Source organism: Alkaliflexus imshenetskii DSM 15055 (assembly GCF_000517065.1).
Classification (GTDB): domain Bacteria; phylum Bacteroidota; class Bacteroidia; order Bacteroidales; family Marinilabiliaceae; genus Alkaliflexus; species Alkaliflexus imshenetskii.
Window position 1 is genome coordinate 3,615,299 of record NZ_KI912105.1, and the last position, 21,331, is coordinate 3,636,629.

The 21,331-nt window shown below is 42.1% G+C and carries 15 protein-coding genes; 5 read left to right on the top strand and 10 right to left on the bottom strand.

Going from position 1 to position 21,331, the window contains the following annotated elements; all coding sequences use genetic code 11:
• Positions 1-157: 157 nt before the first annotated feature.
• From hemH to ALKIM_RS0114990, 5 genes are all read left to right on the top strand, one after another.
• The gene (gene hemH / locus ALKIM_RS0114965; RefSeq protein WP_026475350.1) at positions 158-1,177 is read left to right on the top strand and encodes a ferrochelatase; all 1,020 of its coding nucleotides are present in this window, start codon (positions 158-160) and stop codon (positions 1,175-1,177) included.
• A 75-nt stretch (positions 1,178-1,252) separates the two neighbouring features.
• Positions 1,253-2,224, top strand: a complete 972-nt coding sequence (locus ALKIM_RS0114970) for a hypothetical protein (RefSeq protein WP_026475351.1) — start codon at positions 1,253-1,255, stop codon at positions 2,222-2,224.
• A gap of 50 nt (positions 2,225-2,274) precedes the next feature.
• On the top strand, positions 2,275-3,105 hold the full coding sequence (locus ALKIM_RS0114975) for a helix-turn-helix domain-containing protein (protein ID WP_026475352.1): 831 nt from the start codon (positions 2,275-2,277) through the stop codon (positions 3,103-3,105).
• 182 nt (positions 3,106-3,287) lie between these two features.
• On the top strand, positions 3,288-3,824 hold the full coding sequence (locus ALKIM_RS0114980; protein WP_044118000.1) for a YceI family protein: 537 nt from the start codon (positions 3,288-3,290) through the stop codon (positions 3,822-3,824).
• 372 nt (positions 3,825-4,196) lie between these two features.
• Positions 4,197-4,916: a pirin family protein gene (locus ALKIM_RS0114990; protein WP_026475354.1), complete on the top strand. Its 720-nt coding sequence runs from the start codon at positions 4,197-4,199 to the stop codon at positions 4,914-4,916.
• A gap of 162 nt (positions 4,917-5,078) precedes the next feature.
• On the opposite strand, the gene ALKIM_RS0114995 is transcribed toward ALKIM_RS0114990, so the two are convergent.
• The 10 genes from ALKIM_RS0114995 to ALKIM_RS0115040 all read right to left on the bottom strand — a co-directional run bounded on the left by ALKIM_RS0114995 (position 5,079) and on the right by ALKIM_RS0115040 (position 20,970).
• A complete protein-coding gene (locus ALKIM_RS0114995) occupies positions 5,079-7,118 on the bottom strand; it encodes a M13 family metallopeptidase (protein WP_026475355.1) in 2,040 nt (679 codons plus the stop codon).
• Between the two features lie 217 nt (positions 7,119-7,335).
• Entirely contained in the window at positions 7,336-7,722 is a 387-nt protein-coding gene (locus ALKIM_RS19430) for an FMN-binding protein (protein WP_162148828.1), read from the bottom strand.
• A gap of 61 nt (positions 7,723-7,783) precedes the next feature.
• Positions 7,784-8,272, bottom strand: coding sequence for a flavodoxin domain-containing protein (locus ALKIM_RS0115005; protein ID WP_026475356.1), 489 nt, complete (start codon positions 8,270-8,272; stop codon positions 7,784-7,786).
• Between the two features lie 105 nt (positions 8,273-8,377).
• Positions 8,378-9,514 carry a helix-turn-helix domain-containing protein gene (locus ALKIM_RS0115010; RefSeq protein WP_026475357.1) on the bottom strand — a complete coding sequence of 379 codons (1,137 nt, stop codon included), beginning with the start codon at positions 9,512-9,514 and terminating at the stop codon, positions 8,378-8,380.
• A 302-nt stretch (positions 9,515-9,816) separates the two neighbouring features.
• The gene (locus ALKIM_RS0115015) at positions 9,817-13,182 is read right to left on the bottom strand and encodes a sensor histidine kinase (protein ID WP_026475358.1); all 3,366 of its coding nucleotides are present in this window, start codon (positions 13,180-13,182) and stop codon (positions 9,817-9,819) included.
• A gap of 348 nt (positions 13,183-13,530) precedes the next feature.
• Positions 13,531-14,436: a diaminopimelate dehydrogenase gene (locus ALKIM_RS0115020; RefSeq protein ID WP_026475359.1), complete on the bottom strand. Its 906-nt coding sequence runs from the start codon at positions 14,434-14,436 to the stop codon at positions 13,531-13,533.
• Between the two features lie 357 nt (positions 14,437-14,793).
• Complete coding sequence (locus ALKIM_RS0115025; RefSeq protein WP_026475360.1) at positions 14,794-16,863, bottom strand: TonB-dependent receptor plug domain-containing protein; 2,070 nt, start codon at positions 16,861-16,863, stop codon at positions 14,794-14,796.
• A gap of 77 nt (positions 16,864-16,940) precedes the next feature.
• Positions 16,941-17,447, bottom strand: coding sequence for a YfiR family protein (locus tag ALKIM_RS0115030; protein WP_026475361.1), 507 nt, complete (start codon positions 17,445-17,447; stop codon positions 16,941-16,943).
• Between the two features lie 373 nt (positions 17,448-17,820).
• The gene (locus ALKIM_RS0115035) at positions 17,821-19,014 is read right to left on the bottom strand and encodes a saccharopine dehydrogenase family protein (RefSeq protein WP_026475362.1); all 1,194 of its coding nucleotides are present in this window, start codon (positions 19,012-19,014) and stop codon (positions 17,821-17,823) included.
• A gap of 237 nt (positions 19,015-19,251) precedes the next feature.
• Positions 19,252-20,970 carry a DUF5689 domain-containing protein gene (locus tag ALKIM_RS0115040; RefSeq protein ID WP_026475363.1) on the bottom strand — a complete coding sequence of 573 codons (1,719 nt, stop codon included), beginning with the start codon at positions 20,968-20,970 and terminating at the stop codon, positions 19,252-19,254.
• Positions 20,971-21,331: the final 361 nt, after the last annotated feature.

Sequence of the window (21,331 nt, forward strand, 5' to 3'; positions counted from 1 at the left end):
TGTACTGGTCTTCTCTTTTAAGTTATAACTACCATATTTGTAGATGTTCGCTTTTATCGCATGGTTTTTACCCACAATAATTTGGAGATTATTTCGTAAATTGATGATTATTTGCAGATAAATAATGAGGTTTAAGTTACTATAACCAATTGCATACATGTCAAAAAAAGTAATACTACTAACCAATCTTGGTTCCCCTGATTCTACCGCTGTAAAGGATGTCAGAAAATATTTGAATGAGTTTCTGATGGATGAGCGCGTAATTGATTTGCCCTATCTGGGACGTATGTTGCTCGTGAAGGGTATAATAGTGCCATTCAGAGCCCCACGAAGCGCCGCAAAGTACAAAACCATCTGGACAGAGGAAGGCTCTCCTCTGATTGTTATTACCAACGATTTAGCCGTAAAGGTGGCCCATAAAACCGGGCTTCCGGTATATATCTGTATGCGTTATGCCAATCCTACTCCAAAAGCGGCATTTCAGAGAATAGCGCTGGAGCATCCCGATGTCACTGAAGTGATACTGGTTCCGCTCTATCCGCACTATGCCATGAGTAGTTATGAGACGGCTGTTGAACATGTTCTATCTACACATAAGCGTGGAGGTTATGGTTTTCAGTTAAAAGTAGTGCCGCCGTATTTTAACGATGAGCGATATATCAAAGCACTGGCTGAGTCAATACGACCATTTTTAAACAGTGATTTCGACCATTTGCTGTTTAGCTACCATGGAGTGCCCGAACGACATATTTTTAAAGCCGATGTTACAGGAAATCATTGCCTTAAAACGCACAACTGTTGCGAAACGGCTTCTCCGGCGCACAAAAAGTGCTACCGTCATCAAGTGAAGGAGACCACACGGTTGGTGGCCAATTTGGTGGGGCTTTCGGAGCAAAGGTACAGCATCTCCTTTCAATCACGGTTAGGAACCGACCAATGGCTGGGGCCTTCTACTGCAAATGTGTTGGCTCAATTGCCAAAGGATGGCGTCAAGAAGCTCGTGGTAGTTTGTCCGGCTTTTGTAAGTGACTGCCTAGAAACACTTGAAGAGATACACGAAGAGGGGCGTGAAACCTTTATTAAAGCAGGTGGAGCGTCATACACTGTTATTCCCTGTTTAAATACCAATGACGAATGGGTTGATGCCATCGATGACCTGATTCAAACGGCCGAATAGAAGCCCGTAAACAACCACGCAGATTTTTTTTTGGCAGGATTGTTGTCTGATGTTGTCAGATAAAATTGTAATATTATGACAGTCAGATTGTTTGTTTTGTTTTTGGGGATGTCTGTGTTGTTTGGTTGCAGCAGCAATGACACAGATATAGAGCAGCCCGATTTTTTTCAGATTGGTCTGGAAAAGGGTGTGAATTCTGGATTGGCAGCCGATTATCCCGGCGACAATGGCATTGAGAACAGCTCGTACGTGCTTGCAGTTGAGAATTTTGAGTCGGGTCGTGTAACCATACCCACACAACAAAACCGCTATCGGGATAACGTGGGAGTAGTTGAGCGGCCGGTATTTTCTGGTAAATACGCCGGAGAACATGCCTGGCCTCAAGGATTTCAAGGCCCTACGTGTCGTTACAATATTCCAGCATCAGCACACACTGGCAGTCAGCCCACCTATTTTGTACGCATGTATTTTCGATTCGACAGCAGTTTTCATCCGGGTTCGGGTATGGAACCTGTTGGTGTAAAGGGATTTGGCATCTATAATGAGAGCTCGTCATCGGGACCAAGTGATGGCACCAACTGGTATTCGGTATCTTGTCAGTTTACTGGATGGGGCCCTTCGGTTAAGAAGGAGGCCAACAATGGTTATCTCTGGTTTGGGCACATGTACAGCTATTGCCCCGATGCTGCCAGAGCTGAAGCCGCTGTTGGAACCATAAAACTCACCGACTTTGGCTCGGTGCCTTCGTATCGTTTTTCAATATACAGTGATCCATACTTTTATATTAAGTTTGATGAGTGGTACTGTTACGAAATAGGCCTTTATCTGAATACGCCGGGTAAAAGTGACGGGGAGGCGAGATTTTGGATTAACGGTGTGCTTCAGTCGCGAGCAGTAAATATGCGTTTCAGAGATATTGAATCACTAACGCCCGAGACAGTACATTTAAATCTGCACCGAACCACAGAGCAATTTCCGCACACAATGAAACGGTATGTTGATAATATTGTAATTGCCACCCGATACATTGGGCCAATGAAGCGATAAATCATGTTGCCGCAATTAATTCTATCTTTAAGCAATATTTGAAACATCTTATGAACCATCAGTTTTCGATACATTCCATTGATTCAGCCAAAGTAATTGACACTTTTGATGAGGGTGCCGAAGCAAACAGGCATGAATTTGAGGAACTCCTGATTGGTGTTGAGGGTGGTTTGGAGCACTTTATCGATTTTCGTACGGTAGTTTACGATGCGCCTTACATAAGCTTTGTTTCTGCGGGTAAGTTGCATCGAATCAGGCCAATATTAAAGAATGACAAATGCTTTATATGGGTCATTCGTTTCCAGCCCGGGTTTTTACCTGACTGTGCCTTCAAATTGCAATCTTATTATCCTGTGGCACCAGATCTGAAACTTAACAACGACAGTGCTTTTCGAAGGATGGTCGCGCTTTGCGAAATGATGGATGAAGAGATGAACGCGCTTTCTACAAACATGCGGGTGGTGCAGGATCTGTTGCGTGCGTTGTTTTCGATGATTGAGGCGGCGCGTGATAGCATAGAACAGCTGAGTGGGATGGGAGGCAACAGCAGAAGCACTACTTTTAGCAAGTTCCTGGATTTACTCGAGATGAATTTTCGAAACCAGCCCGGTGTTGAGTTTTACGCCAGTGAGTTGGGGATGACTGCCCGTAATCTCAACAACATTTGCCACGGTATGGTTAATCGTAGCGTTTCAGAATTAATAGAAGAGCGCAGAATGGCCGAAGGCAAAATTTTACTTGTGAACACAGATAAAACTGTGGGTGAAATAGGTTTTGATTTGGGATACAACGAAAAATCATGCTTTACAACCGTTTTTAAAAAGACAAGTGGCCAAACGCCTACATCGTTCCGCAAGCAGATGCGCAAGATGCTTTCCTAAAAACACAACACTCTTTCCGAAAACCATTACCCACTGCCTCTTTTAACCCTATATCTTTGTACCATGAGTTTATTTAAAATCAGACAGATGATACGGATTTTTTTTATGTGATAATTTAAGACAAAAACATCCGAAAAAACAATCTATCGTCAAGTAATTAATAACAACTAAATAGAAGAATCATGGGAACAAGTAAAGTTAAGTGGGTTTCGGACCCATCACACAGCGAGATTCTTTTTAAAGTTAAACACCTTATGATAACCAATGTGAAAGGTGAATTCCGCAATTTCAAAGTAGAGACCGAGTCGGTTGGAAGCGATTTCTCGGTTGGTGCAACCAAAGTTGTAATTGATGCAAGTTCAATTTTTACCAATAATGAGGATCGAGACAATCACCTGAAAAGTGCTGATTTCTTTGATGTTGACAACCATGCTGAACTGGTGTTTGAAAGCACTTCGTTTAAGCAGGAAGACGATGAAGATTTTAAGTTGAAGGGTGTTTTAACCATTAAAGGGGTGAGCAAGGAAGTTGAGCTTGATGTTGAATTTGGTGGTATCAACAAGGATCCATGGGGAAATGAGAAAGCAGGATTCTCGGTTTCAGGCAAGATTAACCGGAAGGAGTGGGGTCTGAATTGGAATGCTGCCCTCGAAACCGGCGGTGTGCTGGTTGGCGATGAGGTAAAATTAAGCGCAGAGATTCAGTTGGTTAAGAGTTGAGCTGCATTGTAAGCCAACAATGTTAACCGCTTGATTACAACACCATATCTCCACATAAAAAGTTTATTATTTCAATAGGTTTTGCTTTGGGCGTAAATTCACCTGATGACTCTGTGTTGATCTGGTTTGATGAGGGGAGTGTTTTCAGGTGAATGGCCCAAAGCATATTTTTTTATCGAGACATAACCTACGTTCCACAAATCCAAAACAGATTTGCAAATGGTGTTGTAGTTATATTTCATCAAATAGAGAGAGTTAAGATATGAAACGAGCCATGTCGAACGCTTCGACACACAGGCGCATGATTATTGGCGAGTTCCATCCCGATATATCGGGACACGCTCAGGCAACTGAAAAACAAAATATAAACAGATGAAAAAGACCGTATTACATACAGCCGATAGCAGAGGTGAAGCAAATCATGGTTGGTTGCATAGCCGTCATACATTCAGCTTTGCCAATTATTACAACCCAGAGCGCATCCATTTTGGTGTGTTGCGGGTTCTCAATGATGATTACATTGCACCAGGCATGGGTTTTGGCACGCATCCGCACGACAATATGGAGATTATCTCAATTCCCTTGGAAGGCGATCTGGAGCACCGGGACAGCATGGGCAATGTGGCCGTGATTCGACATGGCGATGTGCAGGTGATGAGTGCCGGTTCGGGTATTACGCATAGCGAATACAATAAGAATGAGGATGCTCCGGGTAAGTTTTTGCAGATTTGGGTTTTTCCTAATAAGAAGAATGTAACACCACGATACGATCAGATTACGCTTGATTTAAAGGAGCGGCACAACCGATTGCAGCAGATTGTTTCTCCATCTCCTGACGATGATGGGGTTTGGATTCATCAGGATGCATGGTTTCATTTGGGACGATTTGATAAAGGTTTTTCGTTACGTTATGATTTCCAAAAACCTGGCAACGGACTTTATGTTTTTGTGTTAAGTGGCGACGTAACTGTTGATGGCACTGAACTTCACCAGCGCGATGGATTTGGCGTGTGGGATGCCAGTTCAATCGACATTGTTTCTGATTCTGCCGATTCAGAAGTTTTGCTGATGGAGGTGCCGATGCAGGTTTAGTAAAACATGTCCGTTTAACCAGCGTGGGTTGATTAACTTCAGTTATGTAGGGAGGGAAATAAAATTAGGTGGACAGATGAGTCGGGCATCAAGTTGTAATAACTTTTTATCCTTTATGACTCCTCTCTCCACCTAATTGTTTTATCAGGCAGGCAATCTCTGTTACCAGATTTTTGCTCTGCTTTCGGCAGGTATGAAGCGCTGTCCTGTTTCGTTAATGCCAAATGCTTTGTAAAACTCCTCCATATTATAAACGATGCCGTTTACACGTGCTTCGCCGGGTGAGTGTGGCCCTTCATTAAGTTGCTGGCGAAGACGTTGTTCGCGCATGTGGTTACGCCACACCTGAGCATAGGAAATGAAGAAACGCTGTTCGGGTGTAAAACCATCGATGAGTCCGGGGCGTCCATCTTCATTCAATTTGTTTTGCAACGCCTCATAGGCTATGTTCATTCCGCCAAGGTCAGCAATGTTCTCACCCAGACTTAGTTTGCCATTGATGGTTAATGAATCCAACATCACATAATTGTTGTACTGCTCTACCAAAACCTGAGCTCTTTCATCAAATCGCTGGCTGTCATCGAGTGTCCACCAGTCGCGAAGGTTTCCATCCAAAGCATATTGGCGGCCTTTGTCGTCAAATCCATGCGTCATCTCATGACCTATAACCATACCGATGGCACCATAGTTCATGGCGTCGTCACCATCCAGATAGAAGAATGGGGGCTGAAGGATGGCAGCCGGAAACACTATTTCGTTCATGGTAGGGCTGTAATAAGCATTTACCGTTTGGGGGCTCATAAACCACTTTTCGCGATCCACAGGTCCGCCAATCTCTTCCAGGTTGCGACGGATGTTGAATGTTCTGGCAGCTAGTACGTTCAGGAAGTAAGGTTGGTCTTTTATCTCAAGTTCTGAGTAGTCTACCCATTTGTCGGGATAGCCAATTTTTACATTCATAGCCGCCAATTTGCCATAGGCTTCTTCTTTAGTCTCATCGCTCATCCAATCCAGTTGAGCTATGCGCTGATGAAAACCAGTGCGTAAATGCTCCACAAGGTCAATCATTCGTTCTTTGGCCTGTGGTGGAAAATGTAGCGCCACGTATTCTTGCCCTACGGCTTCGCCCATACTGCCGTTGAGAACTGCCAGAGCCCTTTTCCAGCGGTCGCGTTGCACCTGGCTTCCAGTCATCACAGTACCATAAAAGGTAAAATTGGCCTCTTCAAATTCTGGAGACAAAAAGGCCGCAGCGCTATTGAGAACGTTCCATTTCAGATAGGATTTCCAATCGCTGATAGAGACATTCTGCACCATTTCAGATGCATTGCTGAAGAAATTTGGTTGTGATACGTTCAAATCTTCGATGCTTACGCCACGAGTGTCCAAATAGCTGTTCCAATCAATTGCAGGCGCCAGTTTACGGAGTTCCTCCACACTCATTTTGTTGTACGTGGCATAGGGGTCGCGCAAGGTCAGCCTGTCCATTGATGCTTCGGCCAGAGCCGTTTCAATTTGCATTACGGAGGCAACAGCAGCGTTGGCTTCTGATTCTGAGGCTCCGGCCAATGAGAAGAGTTTGTGGATAAATAATTTGTAGTTATCGCGGATTTCTGTGCTTCTGGCGTCATTCTTCAGGTAATAATCGCGATCTGACATGCCCAATCCACCTTGTCCCACCGAGGCAATTATCATTTCGGTGTTTTTGCGATCCTGTCCGGCACCCATTCCAAAAAGCGCGCGGATGCCACTATGATGAAGTTCGGCAATGGTACGTGTGAGTTCATCCTTTGAACCAATGGCATCAATTTTCCCAAGCAACGGCCCAATGGAGCTGATGCCTTCGTCTTGCAGGCGTACTGTGTCCATGGCGCTATTATAGAAATCGCGTATTTTTTGACGATTGCTGCCGGGAGCCGCATTTTGATCGTTGCGGATGGCCGTAAGCAGGTCAAAAAGTTTCTGCTCATTTTCTTCGTTAAGTTGCTCAAAAGCGCCGTAACGGCTATAATCGTCGGGAATGGGGTTGTTGATGAGCCATCCGCCATTTACATAAAGGTAGAAATCGTCAGCAGGGTTTACGGTTGTATCCATGTTGGAGGTGTTGAGTACAGATTTACTGTTATTTACCTGGCAGGAAAATAACATGGCTGCTGTTAGTAATACCAGAGGAATTTGATACAAAGTGGTTTTGTTCTTCATTTTAAGTAAAGGTTTTTATTTAGTTTAATCAGGTTGAAATGGCATTGGTGAGATACACCAACACCCTCAACAGCAAAAGTATATAAAATGAGAAGTTAATTCATGGATATTTGTCAGCAATCGGCGTGAAAAATGGTTAATTATTCTGCTTTGGAAACTACCATCCCAAATTTGCGTCGATTTTGGTATATATTAATGTAATGGATTTTTTAAGGTATCAGTATAGTGCTTTTCGAAGGGCATCAACTGTTGCATTGATGATGGTATTGCTTGCCGAGGTGGCACCACTTACTGCATCCACATAGGGTGTCTGCAATTTTACAATGCGTGCTGGTATAGAGTCGCGTGCCTTTAGGCCTATGGGCGAGGCTTCAAGCGTTAGAATGTTTATGGCCGTAATTTGATTTTCCGATATTATTACTTCAACGCTGGCGCTGTTGATGTGTTTAAAGTAACCTTCATACACACCATCTTTAAGTTGGTGCGTTTCAATCTCGGAATGGTAAACCAGCGTAGGGCGACAGGCTGCAATAACCAACAGAGCTGTAAGGCAATACAGAATCATGAAATTAGGCATACAGATATATACATTTGGAATTCTCATTGTGTTTTGTTTTAGCGTTTGGTAATCAATTTTTTGTTGTCGAATGCTGATAGCTATGTAGTTAAGCGCCATTGGCTTGAAGCATACGGTCAATAAATGCATCAATTTTTTGTTGGCTTATTGTGGATAGGGAATGGTCAATGCCTGAGACTCTCTTCACGATGGCCTTCTCAATAAAATTCATCCTGTTGAAGTTAAATTCACCTCCCGGACATACTGTTGCAATGGCATGATTTCTTAATAGTTGCGGAAAGGCATTGTTGAATTGGCTTTCAGCATGTTTTTCATCCATACAGCAGAGAAACAAACCAATACGCTTTTCTAGCAATGTCACCATTTGTGAGGCCATAAACTTCTTCATCCTGCTCTGGATATTTCCGGCATGGATTGATCCTCCAATGATGATTTGCTCAAATGTTTCAAGATTTTGAACTTTATCTTTTTTGAGGTTGAAAAGCGACACTTCCGTGTCATGAAGCGCATTGGCAATGCACTGAGCCACACTTTCGGTGGTTCCGTGATTAGATGTGTAGATAATTGCAGTTTTCATTGCATTCATTTTTTTTGATGCAAATAAACATACCCTGCAATTGTCAGGAGTCTCACTGTTGTAAAAAGAGGTCTTACTTTCTGAAAAGAGCGATGAAAAGATGTCTCAGTTTTTTGAGACTTCCTTAACGTATTCACCAGGTGTGAGTTTGGTGCTATTCTTAAATACCCGGTTAAAAGTTGCTTTTGAGTTAAAACCACACTCCATAGCCAGCCCCATAAGGGTATAATTGTTGCTGCCCGGTACTTTGCAGCGCTCCTTAAACTCGTTAATGCGATGGTGGTTCACAAAGTCGAAGAAGTTCATGTTTAGCCTACCGTTGAGAATGCTGCTCATATACTCCGGCGTCACCTTTAGCTCTTCACTCAGAATGGCGATGGTAAGCTCCGGGTTGAGGTGCGGTTTGGCTGTTTTCATATAGTGCAGCAGCGAGTGGATAAAAGCCTCTTCGCTATCGGAGACCAGAGCATCATCAAATCGAATGGTATCAGATTTTTCAAGGTCGATACGAGGTTTGCTGCTCGAGGTAAAGATGTTTTCATGCATGAGACCAAAAAAGCCAAGCATCAAGATAAAGATGGTTCCAATGATGTAGGCCAGCAACTGCATGGTGCCATAAGGCATTAAGCCATGAAAGTAGTCGATAATATACGTAAGGCTGTTAATTCCATAAGCCACAATGGCCGTGTAAATCAGAAAATGAAGCCAATTCAGGTTGATGGGTTCTACATTCGAGAAGTATTGTTTTATGCGCTTTCGGTAACGCCTGAGGAGCCACAACCCTGAAATTAGATATGCATGTGAAGAGATAAAAACGCCTGCAACAGTAAATGGATACATCCAGTTGTTTTTAAACGACTGGTGAACATCCATCTCTATTCGTGCTTCTGCCGGTTGCGACAAAATCCCGACTATAAAAAGTCCAAATATCAGCACAAATGGCAACAAATGAATCAGATGGTTGGTTCTGAGCTTGAAATTCTGAGTGGTGAGCGATAAAATATACAACCAAACTGTGGGGCCATGTAAAAACAGAAATGGAGCCGAAAGATGCAGAAACATTGGATAGGGATAACCATTTTGCCGATTATAGATTTCCATCAGACTTATGAAAGTGGTAAGAGATGTAAGCAGACAAAACAAGGCCAGCAAGTAGTCGGCAGCACTTTTTCGCTTCTTGGCAAATAACAGCAGTGCCAAAAAAACGCCTTGAAATACTCCTATTGCCAGTAACGTGTTCATTTGTTTTTGAAAAAAAATGGGTCTGAAGCCGGTGGAATACCCTCTACCTGCAAAGATGATAGAAAAAAGTATTAATTGAAATCACCAACTTTAATTAATTTATTCATTTTTATTATTCTCACATTTTCTCTGTTAGGATAATTTACAAATAATCAGTGTTTTAGGTGTAATTGGCACTTTGTTTTTATCTTATCTTGTAGAAAAGCGATTTATGTTGTTTATCTGTATATATATCAAATACAAAGCCGGAACTACCTGATTGGTGGTTCCGGCTTTTTTGCAGTTTTATTTAACTAAATTCTTTACTCCTCTGGTGTGTTGACATTTATAATGGGTATGGTTACCGAAAATTTGGTCCCTTTGCCCGGTTCCGATGATACCTCAATGGTTCCGCTCATTTGCCCAATAATTTTTTTACTTAATGAGAGCCCTAGTCCTGTACCCCTGTATAGTTTGGAGATGTCGTTTTCTGCTTTGTAAAAGGCTTTGAAAATGTGTGGTAAATCTTTTGGTTGAATGCCTATGCCGCTATCTTCAACCACTATTTTCACCTCATTACCTGTTTTTTTCCACTTAAAATGAACATGGCCTTTTTCGGTGAATTTAATGGCATTGGAAATCAGGTTGGATACAACTTGTTTGATACGAACCTGATCGTTGTATAGCACTAAATCGGGGTTTTGCATGTCATGAAAAGCCTTTATTTCAATATGTTTTTTATTCTGCATATTAAATGACATCTCAAGTTCTTCAAACAGGTTCTTTATATGAAATTCTTGATTATAAAGCTTGAATTGGTCGGTTTCAATAAGTGAAACATCAAGTATGTCATTAATAAGTGTGAGCAGGGTGTTGGTATTTGAATTGATGAATGTGGTATATGTCTCTCGTTCTGTGTTGTCCACATCGGGTTGACAAAGCAGGTTTGAGAAACCTACAATTGCATTCATCGGGGTTCGCAGTTCATGACTCAGGTTGGCCAGAAATGCCGATTTCAGGCGGTCTGAGTTTTCTGCCTGTACTTTGGCTTTTTCCAGCTCCTTGGTACGCTCCCACACCAACTCTTCCAGATGGGTGCGATGCCTTTGTAATTCATGATTCTGACAGGTTATTTCCTCCTGGGTCTCTTCCAAAAGGGTATTGGCTTCTGACAATTCCCGGGTTCGTTCGTCAACCTTTTTTTCCAGCTCTTCGTTGCGCTGTTTAATTATTTTAAATCGTTGCTGAATAGCCAGATAGGTTAAGAGTATTAGTGTAAGGTAAAGGGCAACACGAAAAAGAGTGGTTTGCCACCAGGGGGGCACTATGGTAATAATGAACTCCTTAGGCTCATTGCTCCAAACGCCATCGTTGTTGCTTCCTTTCACTAAAAATGTATATACACCCGGATTTAAATTTGTATAGGTGGCAAAGCGGGCTTCGTTTAATTCGCGCCAGTCAGATTCATGTCCTTTAAGCATGAATTTGTAGCGGTTCTTTTTTGGATTTATGTAATTAATAGCTGTAAAGTGAATTCTGAAATTGTTTTGCTTGTAATTTAACTTTATGTTTTCAATGTTGTTGATGTTCATTGATTTAAGAACGGGAATGGAGTTGTTTCCGCTGCTGCCTATCAGTCTGAAATCAGAGATGACTACAGATGGCGGCACATCGTTATCTTTTATATTATCCGGATGGAATCGCGTGAAACCTCTTGATGTGCCGAGATTGAAAAATCCATCGCTACCTTTATGTGCCGACCTTATTATAAAGTCATTTGATGGCACGCCGTCGTCTTTATCGTATACTCTGAATTCTGGTTGTTGCGGCCTATTAACACCGTTGATAAATTTGACAAATCCCTTGTTTGTGGTTAACCATAGATTCTCATGGTCGTCTTCTAAAATACCTTGAATTGAGTTGTTGGGCAAACCATCTTTGGTAGAGAAGTGTTTAAATGTGCCCTTTTTTTTATCAAATAGGTTTAATCCCATATTTCCGGCAATCCAGATGTTGTTCCGGCTATCTTCAAAAACAGCCGAGGTTTGTCCTCTTCTCAAGCTGGTGGGGTTATCCGGCTCATGCACATAATGGGTGAACACTTCAGTCTCGGGATCAAATATTTCGAAGGCAATGTAATTGGTTAGCAGAATTTTATTGTCTGATGATACGGTAACATGGTTTACCGAATTGTGCCGGATGCTATTTGGGTTATTGGGGTCGTGGGTATAGCTTTTAAATTGTTCTGTTTTTGGGTCAAAGCGGTTTAGTCCTCCGCCGTTTGTGGCTATCCATAAATATCCTTGTTTGTCTTCAACAATAGAAATGATATGCGGACTGTTGATGCTTCCGGGTTTATTGCCAGGCATAAAAGATTTGAAAGTATCTGACGATGGAAGGTAAAGGTTTAGGCCACCATTCCATGTTCCCACCCATAGGTTGTTCTTGCTATCCATAAATAAAGACATCACACCTTGTCCCGACAGGGTGTAATGTTCATCTATTGAGTTTGACATGTAGGTGTATATGTCACCGGTTTCCTTGTCAAGACGATCCAGACCTACGCCTGTCCCAATCCAGAGGTATTTGCCTGCGTCCCAAAAGCATGTAATCAGGTGGTTACTGATGGATTTTCCGGGAACCGGATTAAGTATGTAGTTTCGAAAAGGTTTATTTCTCTGGCTATAGAAACTAACCCCTCCTGCGTAGGTACCTATCCAGATGTCGCCGTACCTGTCTTCAAAAAGGCTTATAATGCTGTTGTCGCTTAATCCCCATTGGTTTTGGGGTAGGTGTTGGTGTGTTGTATATCGTAAACCTGTCGGGTCATCCACCGAAGCCAGCTCCAACACGGTTAAATCTCCTCCTCTGCTTTTGCCAACCCACAAACGATCCTGCTTGTCAACCAATAATCGATTGATAGCACCATCCAAAACAGGGCGAAAAATCCCTTTTTCGGGTTTCTCTTTATAGTTTTCAAAAATTTGAAGTCCACCTCCGCCTGTTCCAACCCAGAGACGTCCCTGCCTATCCTCGGTAATTGTTCGTACCTCATTGCTCAGAATGGCACCTGGCTCTCCTGTATTGGTATATAGTTTAAATGAGTTGCTTTCGGGCATATAAAGCGCCAGTCCAACATAGGTGCCAATCCATAAATTCTCCGACGAGTCCTGATATATTACACGAATTGATTGATTCCCGGATGGACTCTCAATTCTAAATGTGTCAACTTTTTGCTCAAGTGGGTTATACCTGTATAGACCGGTTTGTGAACCAAACCAAAACGCGCCATTTTTCGCTTTAAGGCAGAACTCAATGTTCATGTTACGGAAATACTCGAACGGGTATATCTGGTCGGTACATAAGTCTAAAACCGAGACCCCCAGGTCGGTGCAGATGAATAGCTGCCGGTCGTTTTTGGGTACAATGTGGTTGATAGATGAGTGAATGATGCCTTCTTCGGGGGTGTCGCCGGCAGTGTACACCTTAAATTCGATGCCGTCGTAGCGGTTTAATCCATCCGCTGTGCCAAACCACATATAACCAAAAGCATCCTGATAAATTGCTTTTACCCGGCTTTGCGACAGGCCCGACTGCGTCGTTATTTGAATAAATTGCTTTTCGTGCTCCTGTGGACATACTGTATTAACCACCGATAGCAGGAAAAGTATTAATACGGCTCTATACATAATAAGTGTTTTCAATTACTGTACCTGAGGTTCAGTAGTTGGTTGGGATTGTGCCTGTGTTTGTGATACAGATGGTTGCCTGTGTTGTTGCAATTTGTATGCATCAACTAGCATCTGCATTATTATATTGTTAGCGACTATCTTGTAATCTTTAAGATAATCACCAATTTTCACTTTTCAAAATGGTTAAAGTATTGTGTACGAGGTTTGGCGATTTTGGTTATAAAAGTGACTGCTAAAATTCATTTCTTGTGAGTTTCAGTTTTATCTTCATCAATTCAGGAAAAAGAAACACCCGGACTCAATTACGAGGTCCGGGCGTTTTAAGATATTTAAGTGAATTATGGATTACACCAGTTTTCTGAGCAACGCTTCTTTGTCGCCTGCCAGATAGTCGATAGGAGCAATCTCGGGCATTGTATAGGCTCCGGGCAGCTGCTTTACCACAGCACGAGCGCAGGAGATAAGTATTTGAGCGGTGAGAGCAGGATTGTTGATTTTCATTCTGAACTCAAACAGCTGGTTTTGGCTTTTGCCCGAAACGCCCTTGTGCTCAATCAATACACCATGCCCCATGTCTTTAAGTACATCGATGGAGGGAACCGGAATCACATGGGTTTCATCATTGCAAAAGTAGCTGTCTGCTTTTATTTCAGCGGTTACTTTTGATGCATCGGCGCCATTCTCCAGCTCCACATAAACCATGCGTCGGTGAATACCTGTTCCTGTGGGAATGGTCATCGACAGCGCATCCTTTACGCCAGGTTTACCCTTTGCCACCACGGAGTGTCCCATGCTCATTCCGGGTCCAAAATTGGTGTAAGTCAGTCCTTTGGGAGCCATTGCCAGCATTAATGTCCGAATAACAGAGTCGCTACCGGGATCCCAACCTGCTGAGATAATGGCTGCTGAATTGTGCTTTTTGCCTGTTTCGCCCAGCAATGTGCGCAGTTTCCACATCTCTTCGCCATGAATGTCAAAGCTGTCAACGGTGCATATACCCTTTTCCATGATGGCTTTGGCAACTTCCGGAATACTGCGGGTAGGAGAGCACAACACTGCCACATCCACTTTCCCTAGCTCCGAAATGTCAGAAACTACTTTTACGCCGATGAGTTCAGTTGGAATCTCTCCTGCAGAACTGGCGCGGCGAACTACACCCGCCAATTCCATGTCGGGGGCTGCCTGAATGGCTTCAACCGAGAATTTTCCAATGTTTCCGTAACTTACTACTGCAACTCTGATTTTATTCATTTTTACCTGGTTTTATGTATGAATTCTTTTTTTGATGCCCAAAGTTCATAAAAATGCCTGAGAATAACAAATTGAAAGTTTTTTACTCTCTTTTTTGATATTTTGATTTTTATTTCAGTTGATTTACTCTCTTTTTATTTTGGATGTTGTGCTGTTTTGGATGAGGTGTCGCAAAAATCATCGTTGAACGGAGAGGTTAAATAGTGCCTTCTGTGAGCTTCCACAAATTGGGGTTGCTAAAGCAATTAAGGGCTTCACAATGAGTGAAGCCCTTAATGTAGGTTTGTGGTTTACTGAAAAAATACATGGTTGATATAAACCGGCCTTGCATTGTTTATTTCCCGGCTATGTTCTGTGTCAGAAGCTGTATAATACTTTGATTCGGGTCTCAAAGGGTGCACCCGGATAGGGCGCCTCGGCCATGTTTGCCATTCCAAACGGCTGAATGTAAGCGTAAGTTTCATTCAAAATATTTCTGAAAGAGAGAGTAAAATCAAGGTTTCTGATAATCAGATTTTTTGCCCGAAATGTAATATCTGCCAGTAAGTAGGCATTCATTTTTTCCTGTTCCTCATCTGAGGTTACAAATCCATATTGAGCACTGTGCCACGACAATGATGTGGTAACAAAGAACCGGTTATTGATGTGTGTTGTGCCCTGAAGGTGAAGGATATGGGCCGGCGCACCCTTTAACAAGCGCTTTTTTTCATTCCCATCGATGAATACGCTGTAATAGTCCGTTTTATTGTTACGTGCAGCTGTATAGTATGCGTATGAGAATGCGCCACTCCAACGGTCAAAAACTGTTTTAACCTCCATTTCAACCCCCGATGTGCCTGCCTGGTTATCATTCAGGTAAAATTCCGTTTCCGTATCGTAGTCAAATGAGTAGACAATCGGATCTTTAATTACTATGTCGAAAAGGCTAACATTGGCATATACATTGTTACTCAGGCGATAGCCCAGTTCCAACTCGTTAACGATGGTGCGTTCAGGCTCAATCTCCTCATTGGCATTTATATTCTCGATGGATGGCGATCGGAAAGCATGACTGTAAAGATATTTAAGATTGAAGCGGTTGAATACCTTTGTGTATCCAAGTCTGGGTGCAATATTACTCCCGGTAACCGAGTGGTCTTCAAATCTAAGGCCACCAAAGAAGTTCCCTATTGCTCCTGAATAACTTGCCTGTGTATAAAGAAATACCGTGTTGTGGGTTAGCTCGAACTTGTCGTTGTAAAATTCTTCTCCCACCTGGTTTTGTTCACTTTTGCCAATACGTGCAATGTCTTGTCGTGTACCAACTCCACCCAGCAACTGAAACCCGCCTCCCATCTGCCAAACCATATCTACCGAACCATTGATTTGGCTCACATGGCGTTGGTAAAACCAATTTTCCGATTTAAAGTTGTAGGGAGTCTGTGTTTTGTAAAATAGGCTTGGGGTAATTCTTATGTTATCAGTTGGTTGAAATGCGTAACGGACACGCCCCAGAAGATTTCTGAAACGGTTTGGTACCATCTCATCGTAACCGGTAGGTACAATATAATAGTTGCTGAAAAACAAGTTGCTGTCGAAACCCTTGTGGGCATATTTGAGGTTGAGTTGTAATTGTTCCGTGTCTGACCACCCATTGTGCATGGAGTAGGTGTCGCCATTAAAATCAGTGAAATCACCAGATGTTCGATGACCTTTGTTCCAGGTTGCCAGCAAAGAGAAGTCTGACTGACCAAACAGATTGCCGGTTGCGAAATGGGCGCCGGTATTGCTGATGCCATGAGTAAATGTAGCGGCTGAACCGCCTATTTGGGTACCCTTTAGGTCGTTTCCATTTTTTGTGATTACCCTGATAACGCCCAACTCAGCATAACCTCCATACAATGCCGAACCGGGGCCACGGATAACTTCAATACGGCTTATTTGTTCTGCTGAAATATGTTTGATAAGAGGTACCACAGAGTACATTCCTTCGTTCAGTTCCATGTCATCAATCAGGAATAGTACCTTTCCCTCATGACCCCAGTTGCCACGCATGGTGATGCCAATTACGCCATCCACATCATAACCAAAATAGATCCCCGGTACGGTACGCAAAAGCTCGTATAAGTTACTGGCGCCGCTGTTTTGAATCTGTTCATCGGTTATGATGGAGATAATTCCGGGTGTCTCGCGAGGGGTGAGTGCCGATTTGGTGGAGACGGATACCGAGGCCTCTAACAGCTCATCGATGGAAATTCCAAACTTTCCGGATATGTAAATGATGTCTTCGAAGGATAAGTTGGCAAGTTGCTCACGCGAAAGGGATAATATTTCCCTTTTTTTCAATGAGCGCACGTCAATATCTGAATGGCTTGCTTCCTGGGCTACTGTTGCAAAAGAAAACGTTCCGCACAGTAATAGAAACACCATTAAGGGTTTGAGTTTCATAATATAGTAATGAGTTAATTTATTGAATGTTGATGATTTTCATCCTGATTGTTGGGAATGTATGGAATGCCTCAATTTCACTCAATCTGGACACCGTAGTTTAATATGCTGCTCGATACGCGAAGACCGTTTTGCTCCACATGTTTCCGGCATATTTCGTAGGACAATTTACCTGCATTGGTGATAAAGTTGATGCCGGCTCCTGCACGGCAGCCATTCTTTGTATCGGTCACAATAAGTGATTTTGTGAGATGTTCAGATGACAATAGCTCGGGCAAAAGAGCACTTTTCTCGGTACTTAGATATACCAATTCGTGTGAATGTTGCATGAAAGTTTCGGCGTGTTCAACAACTATGGGGCGGTTGCCTATACTTGTATGTTTGCTAAGTGCTTCAAGCTCTTGAAAAATGGTTTTATCACCTACTATTAATATTTTAAGGGGTTCATTTGCCGGGGCTTCGAGCCAGCGTATGTTTTTGGCAAAGTTGAGTAGAAAAAGCGCTTTGAATTTCTCGTTCTGCGCCAGTGCCGGAACCGTAAACAGCCACAGCAACAATAAGGATACAGTAAAGGTCTTATGCATAGTTAGGGTTGTATATATTCAAAAAATTATGTTCTCTATCTTTATGCTGTGCAAATTATGTTTTTTTTCAACATCTGAAACGCTCTTATTGGTGGCGGGTTATATTTTTTTGACGAATGGAATGTTTGCCCGGCTGAGGGTGTTAAATTGTGGCTATTAGCAATAAGTTTATTATTCTGTAACAGTGTTGATGGTATCCACCCAAGGATGATCTTATTATAATTGGCATTAATAAATCTATCCGCACTGTTCGTAACAGTATTCACTCAGAGGTGATTTAACCTTTAACTGTTGATAGATTTTAAAAAACAACAAAGGGATTGCCCGTCCAGACAATCCCTTTGTGAAGTATTAACGTAAAAACGTTGCAAAACTAGAGTTCCAAATCCACATCGTGCAGTTCTACCCACGGAAGTCCGTGCTTGTTCAGTTCGTCCATAAAGGGATCGGGGTTGAACTCCTCCACATTGTAAACACCCGGTTTTTTCCATAGGCCTTTCAGGTACATCATGGCGCCAATCATACACGGAACACCAGTTGTATAGCTAACTGCCTGTGTGCCGGTTTCTTTAAAGGCTACCTCGTGACTGCAATTGTTATATACATAATATGTTTTCTCTTTGCCGTCTTTAACGCCTTTGATTCGGCAGCCGATGGATGTCCATCCTTTGTAGTTTTCGCCCAAATCGCCCGGATTGGGCAATACGGCTTTCAAAAACTGGATTGGCACAATCTCTACGCCATTGTACATTACCGGCTCAATGCCTGCCATGCCAATGTTTTGAATCACGCGCAAGTGTGTCAGGTACTCCTGCCCAAAGGTCATCCAGAAACGAGCCCGTTTCAGTGTCGGAAAGTTCTTTACCAACGACTCAAGCTCTTCGTGATAGATGAGGTACGACTCTTTTGGTCCAATTTCGGGATAGGTGAGGGGTTTGTGGATTTCGTGCGGTTCGGTATAAACCCACTGGCCGTTTTCCCAGTATTTACCCTTTTGTGTTACCTCGCGGATGTTGATTTCGGGGTTGAAATTGGTGGCAAAAGCCTTTCCGTGATCGCCTGCGTTGCAGTCCACAATGTCGAGATAGTGAATTTCGTCAAAATGGTGTTTGGCAGCGTAGGCCGTGTACACGCTGGTAACGCCCGGGTCGAACCCGCAGCCGAGAATGGCCGTTAGACCGGCTTCCTTGAAGCGATCCTGGTAGGCCCATTGCCATTTGTATTCAAACTTGGCTTCGTCCTTTGGCTCGTAGTTGGCTGTGTCGAGGTAGGCAACGCCGGTTTCCAAACACGCATCCATGATGGTCAAATCCTGATAGGGAAGCGCCACGTTTACCACCAAGTCAGGCTTATAGCTGTTGATGAGTTCAACCAGTTCGGGCACATTGTCGGCATCCACTTGCGCAGTCTTAATGCGGTTTCCACCTATTTGTGCAGCAATTGCATCGCACTTGCTCTTGGTACGGCTGGCCAGCATGATATCGGTAAACACATCCGGCAGTCCGGCCATTTTGTGAACCACTACGGTGCCAACGCCACCGGCTCCAATAACTAATACTTTACCCATTTCGAATTATCTGTTTTTCCGGTTAAAATTCCCCTGCATCGGGAGGCACAAAGGAATAAAAAATATCGTTTCGCTGATTCAAAAAGTAAATCAAATTGGATTAAAGTTACACAATTATCGTGGGAAATGAAAATGAGTGTTTTTAAAAGGAGTATATAACAATTGTATCTCCAACTACTAAATCAAAAGGGGCTGCCATTTCTGACAACCCCTCTTGATTTTGAGCGTTTTCTTTTACTATTGTTTCACGATTCTGCTAATAAAGCTATCACCAGATTCAGTAGTGATTTTCACCAGATATACACCTTGTGGAAGCGCACTGGTGTTGATGGTGTTCTGAACCGGAGCAATTGTACTGACTACATTCCCAACTGTATTCATTATCTCTACAGAAGCGATAGGCTGATCTACTTCAATGTAGAGGATGTCTTTTACAGGGTTGGGATAGATATGCAATGATTTGGAATTAGAAGTTCCTATATTCACTGTACTTGAAGGTTCAAAATCATTCATTGAACGTGGCACTAATTGTATGTCTGATTGATATTGAAGGATGATTCCCGTAATGTCTTGTTTGGTATTTGGGATTGCATTTCCTGTGAGTTCAGCTGAGTTATAATGATTTCTAAGAATTCCTACTCCAGACTCATCCGTAATAGGATAGTTTGTGCTATTGGCAAAATTGCCAACTGCATTTGTAATTGTAACATTGAGTACTTTTACTAATTTGCCTTGATAAGAAGCATCAAGTTCATTAAGAGTAATGATTTCAGGATTTGGAATATAGCCGCTCGTTTGAGTAGGTTCTCCGGGATCGAATGCAGGCACGAACTGTAACATATTGTTGTTATCATTTAGTGTTCCAACCAGACCAGTAAATCCATCTCCTAGAACATAGTTAGTTGTAATCTTTCCTGACAAATCATCGATTTGAATTGCTCCAGATGCATCTTGTATGAATTTCTGATTTCTAAATGATGTTTTAAAGGTTATAATCGCTTCGCCGGTGAGTTTATAAACTGTAGTATTATCAACACTTCCTGAACGTAATTCAGCGATGGTTGAAACATCTGTTATTGTTGGAAATGTATAAGTAGCGCTTGCGATTTCGCTATTATCTAATCCAGTTTTCTGCGCATAAGCCCATATTGAAGTAGTTTCGCTGACAGAAATAGGCTCAGAATATTCCTGCCATTCATAAGGTTCTTCAACAAGACTATAAAAAATAACTGCATCGGTTGTTGAAGTTTGGATTGAGACGTCAATAGGAGAAAAAAGTTGATTGCTAGCAGTTGGTGTGAACTCTGGGGTGTTAACTTGCGTAATATCTGGTAAAGAGGTAATAGTGATTCTATCTATTCTATTTGTTCCGGTACTAGCGACAGTTCCATTATTAATACTGGTATTTGAAGATTTCTTCCATCTAAGAAATAGTTTAGACTGATTATTACAAGTTTCTGGCAAGGTAACATTCAGTATACCTGAAGTGAAATTATTCGCTACAATAATATCTGCAACTTTTGTCCACTCTGTTCCATTAATGCTGTATTCAAAGGAAAAATCTTTTGGACCGGTGTTTGACCCATTTTGAATGGAGTTTACATTTATATTATTGTAGCCTTCAGTAGAGATTTCGATAATCCAATAAGCGATTTCTTGCTCCCAGCCATTTGTGCTTGGGCAAGTTCGGCTACTTCCGTCTGAGCTATTTACCCAGCCTGTAAATGTTGGTTTAGAATCACTTAGTTGAAGTTTGCTAATGTCTTTATTGGCAATAATTCCATCATCTGCTGTATATGGGTTTGCTCTGAATGATGCATCATTTGTTATAAGGCTCTTTTTTGTAACATCAGTAAATTTCCATTCAGCTATAATTGTTTGGGATGTTGACGTTGCACTAAAGATTACTAAACAAACAACTGAAAAGATGATTCTTAGTCGTAAAAAGTGTTTCATGATCGTGTTGGTTTTAGTTAATATTGGTTATTGTTTGAACGATTAATGAGTATTCTAAATTATAAATTCTCAATGGTTAAAAACGTGATTTTAGTTTGTTTCTAACTGATTCACTAAAATATGGTTTATATGTTAATTTTTCAACTTGTTTATGCTAAGATTCTATTATTACTGGATAATGTCTCATTTTAATTCTTGAACAATTAGCACATAGTTCCCGAACATTTTCTTCCCGATTTAATATTGTTTTCAAAACATGCAGCATCTTTCACCCAAAACATGCTGTGATTTCACCTGAAACATGCTGTGGTTTTACTCAAAACATGCTGTGGTTTTGACCAAAACATGCTGTGGTTTTGAC

What these genes read in the sequence shown, in the direction of transcription:
- hemH (WP_026475350.1), top strand. Translation starts at nt 158, where the DNA reads ATGTCAAAAAAAGTAATACTACTAACCAATCTTGGTTCCCCTGATTCT.
- ALKIM_RS0114970 (WP_026475351.1), top strand. Translation starts at nt 1,253, where the DNA reads ATGACAGTCAGATTGTTTGTTTTGTTTTTGGGGATGTCTGTGTTGTTT.
- ALKIM_RS0114975 (WP_026475352.1), top strand. Translation starts at nt 2,275, where the DNA reads ATGAACCATCAGTTTTCGATACATTCCATTGATTCAGCCAAAGTAATT.
- ALKIM_RS0114980 (WP_044118000.1), top strand. Translation starts at nt 3,288, where the DNA reads ATGGGAACAAGTAAAGTTAAGTGGGTTTCGGACCCATCACACAGCGAG.
- ALKIM_RS0114990 (WP_026475354.1), top strand. Translation starts at nt 4,197, where the DNA reads ATGAAAAAGACCGTATTACATACAGCCGATAGCAGAGGTGAAGCAAAT.
- ALKIM_RS0114995 (WP_026475355.1), bottom strand. Translation starts at nt 7,118, where the DNA reads ATGAAGAACAAAACCACTTTGTATCAAATTCCTCTGGTATTACTAACA.
- ALKIM_RS19430 (WP_162148828.1), bottom strand. Translation starts at nt 7,722, where the DNA reads ATGAGAATTCCAAATGTATATATCTGTATGCCTAATTTCATGATTCTG.
- ALKIM_RS0115005 (WP_026475356.1), bottom strand. Translation starts at nt 8,272, where the DNA reads ATGAAAACTGCAATTATCTACACATCTAATCACGGAACCACCGAAAGT.
- ALKIM_RS0115010 (WP_026475357.1), bottom strand. Translation starts at nt 9,514, where the DNA reads ATGAACACGTTACTGGCAATAGGAGTATTTCAAGGCGTTTTTTTGGCA.
- ALKIM_RS0115015 (WP_026475358.1), bottom strand. Translation starts at nt 13,182, where the DNA reads ATGTATAGAGCCGTATTAATACTTTTCCTGCTATCGGTGGTTAATACA.
- ALKIM_RS0115020 (WP_026475359.1), bottom strand. Translation starts at nt 14,436, where the DNA reads ATGAATAAAATCAGAGTTGCAGTAGTAAGTTACGGAAACATTGGAAAA.
- ALKIM_RS0115025 (WP_026475360.1), bottom strand. Translation starts at nt 16,863, where the DNA reads ATGAAACTCAAACCCTTAATGGTGTTTCTATTACTGTGCGGAACGTTT.
- ALKIM_RS0115030 (WP_026475361.1), bottom strand. Translation starts at nt 17,447, where the DNA reads ATGCATAAGACCTTTACTGTATCCTTATTGTTGCTGTGGCTGTTTACG.
- ALKIM_RS0115035 (WP_026475362.1), bottom strand. Translation starts at nt 19,014, where the DNA reads ATGGGTAAAGTATTAGTTATTGGAGCCGGTGGCGTTGGCACCGTAGTG.
- ALKIM_RS0115040 (WP_026475363.1), bottom strand. Translation starts at nt 20,970, where the DNA reads ATGAAACACTTTTTACGACTAAGAATCATCTTTTCAGTTGTTTGTTTA.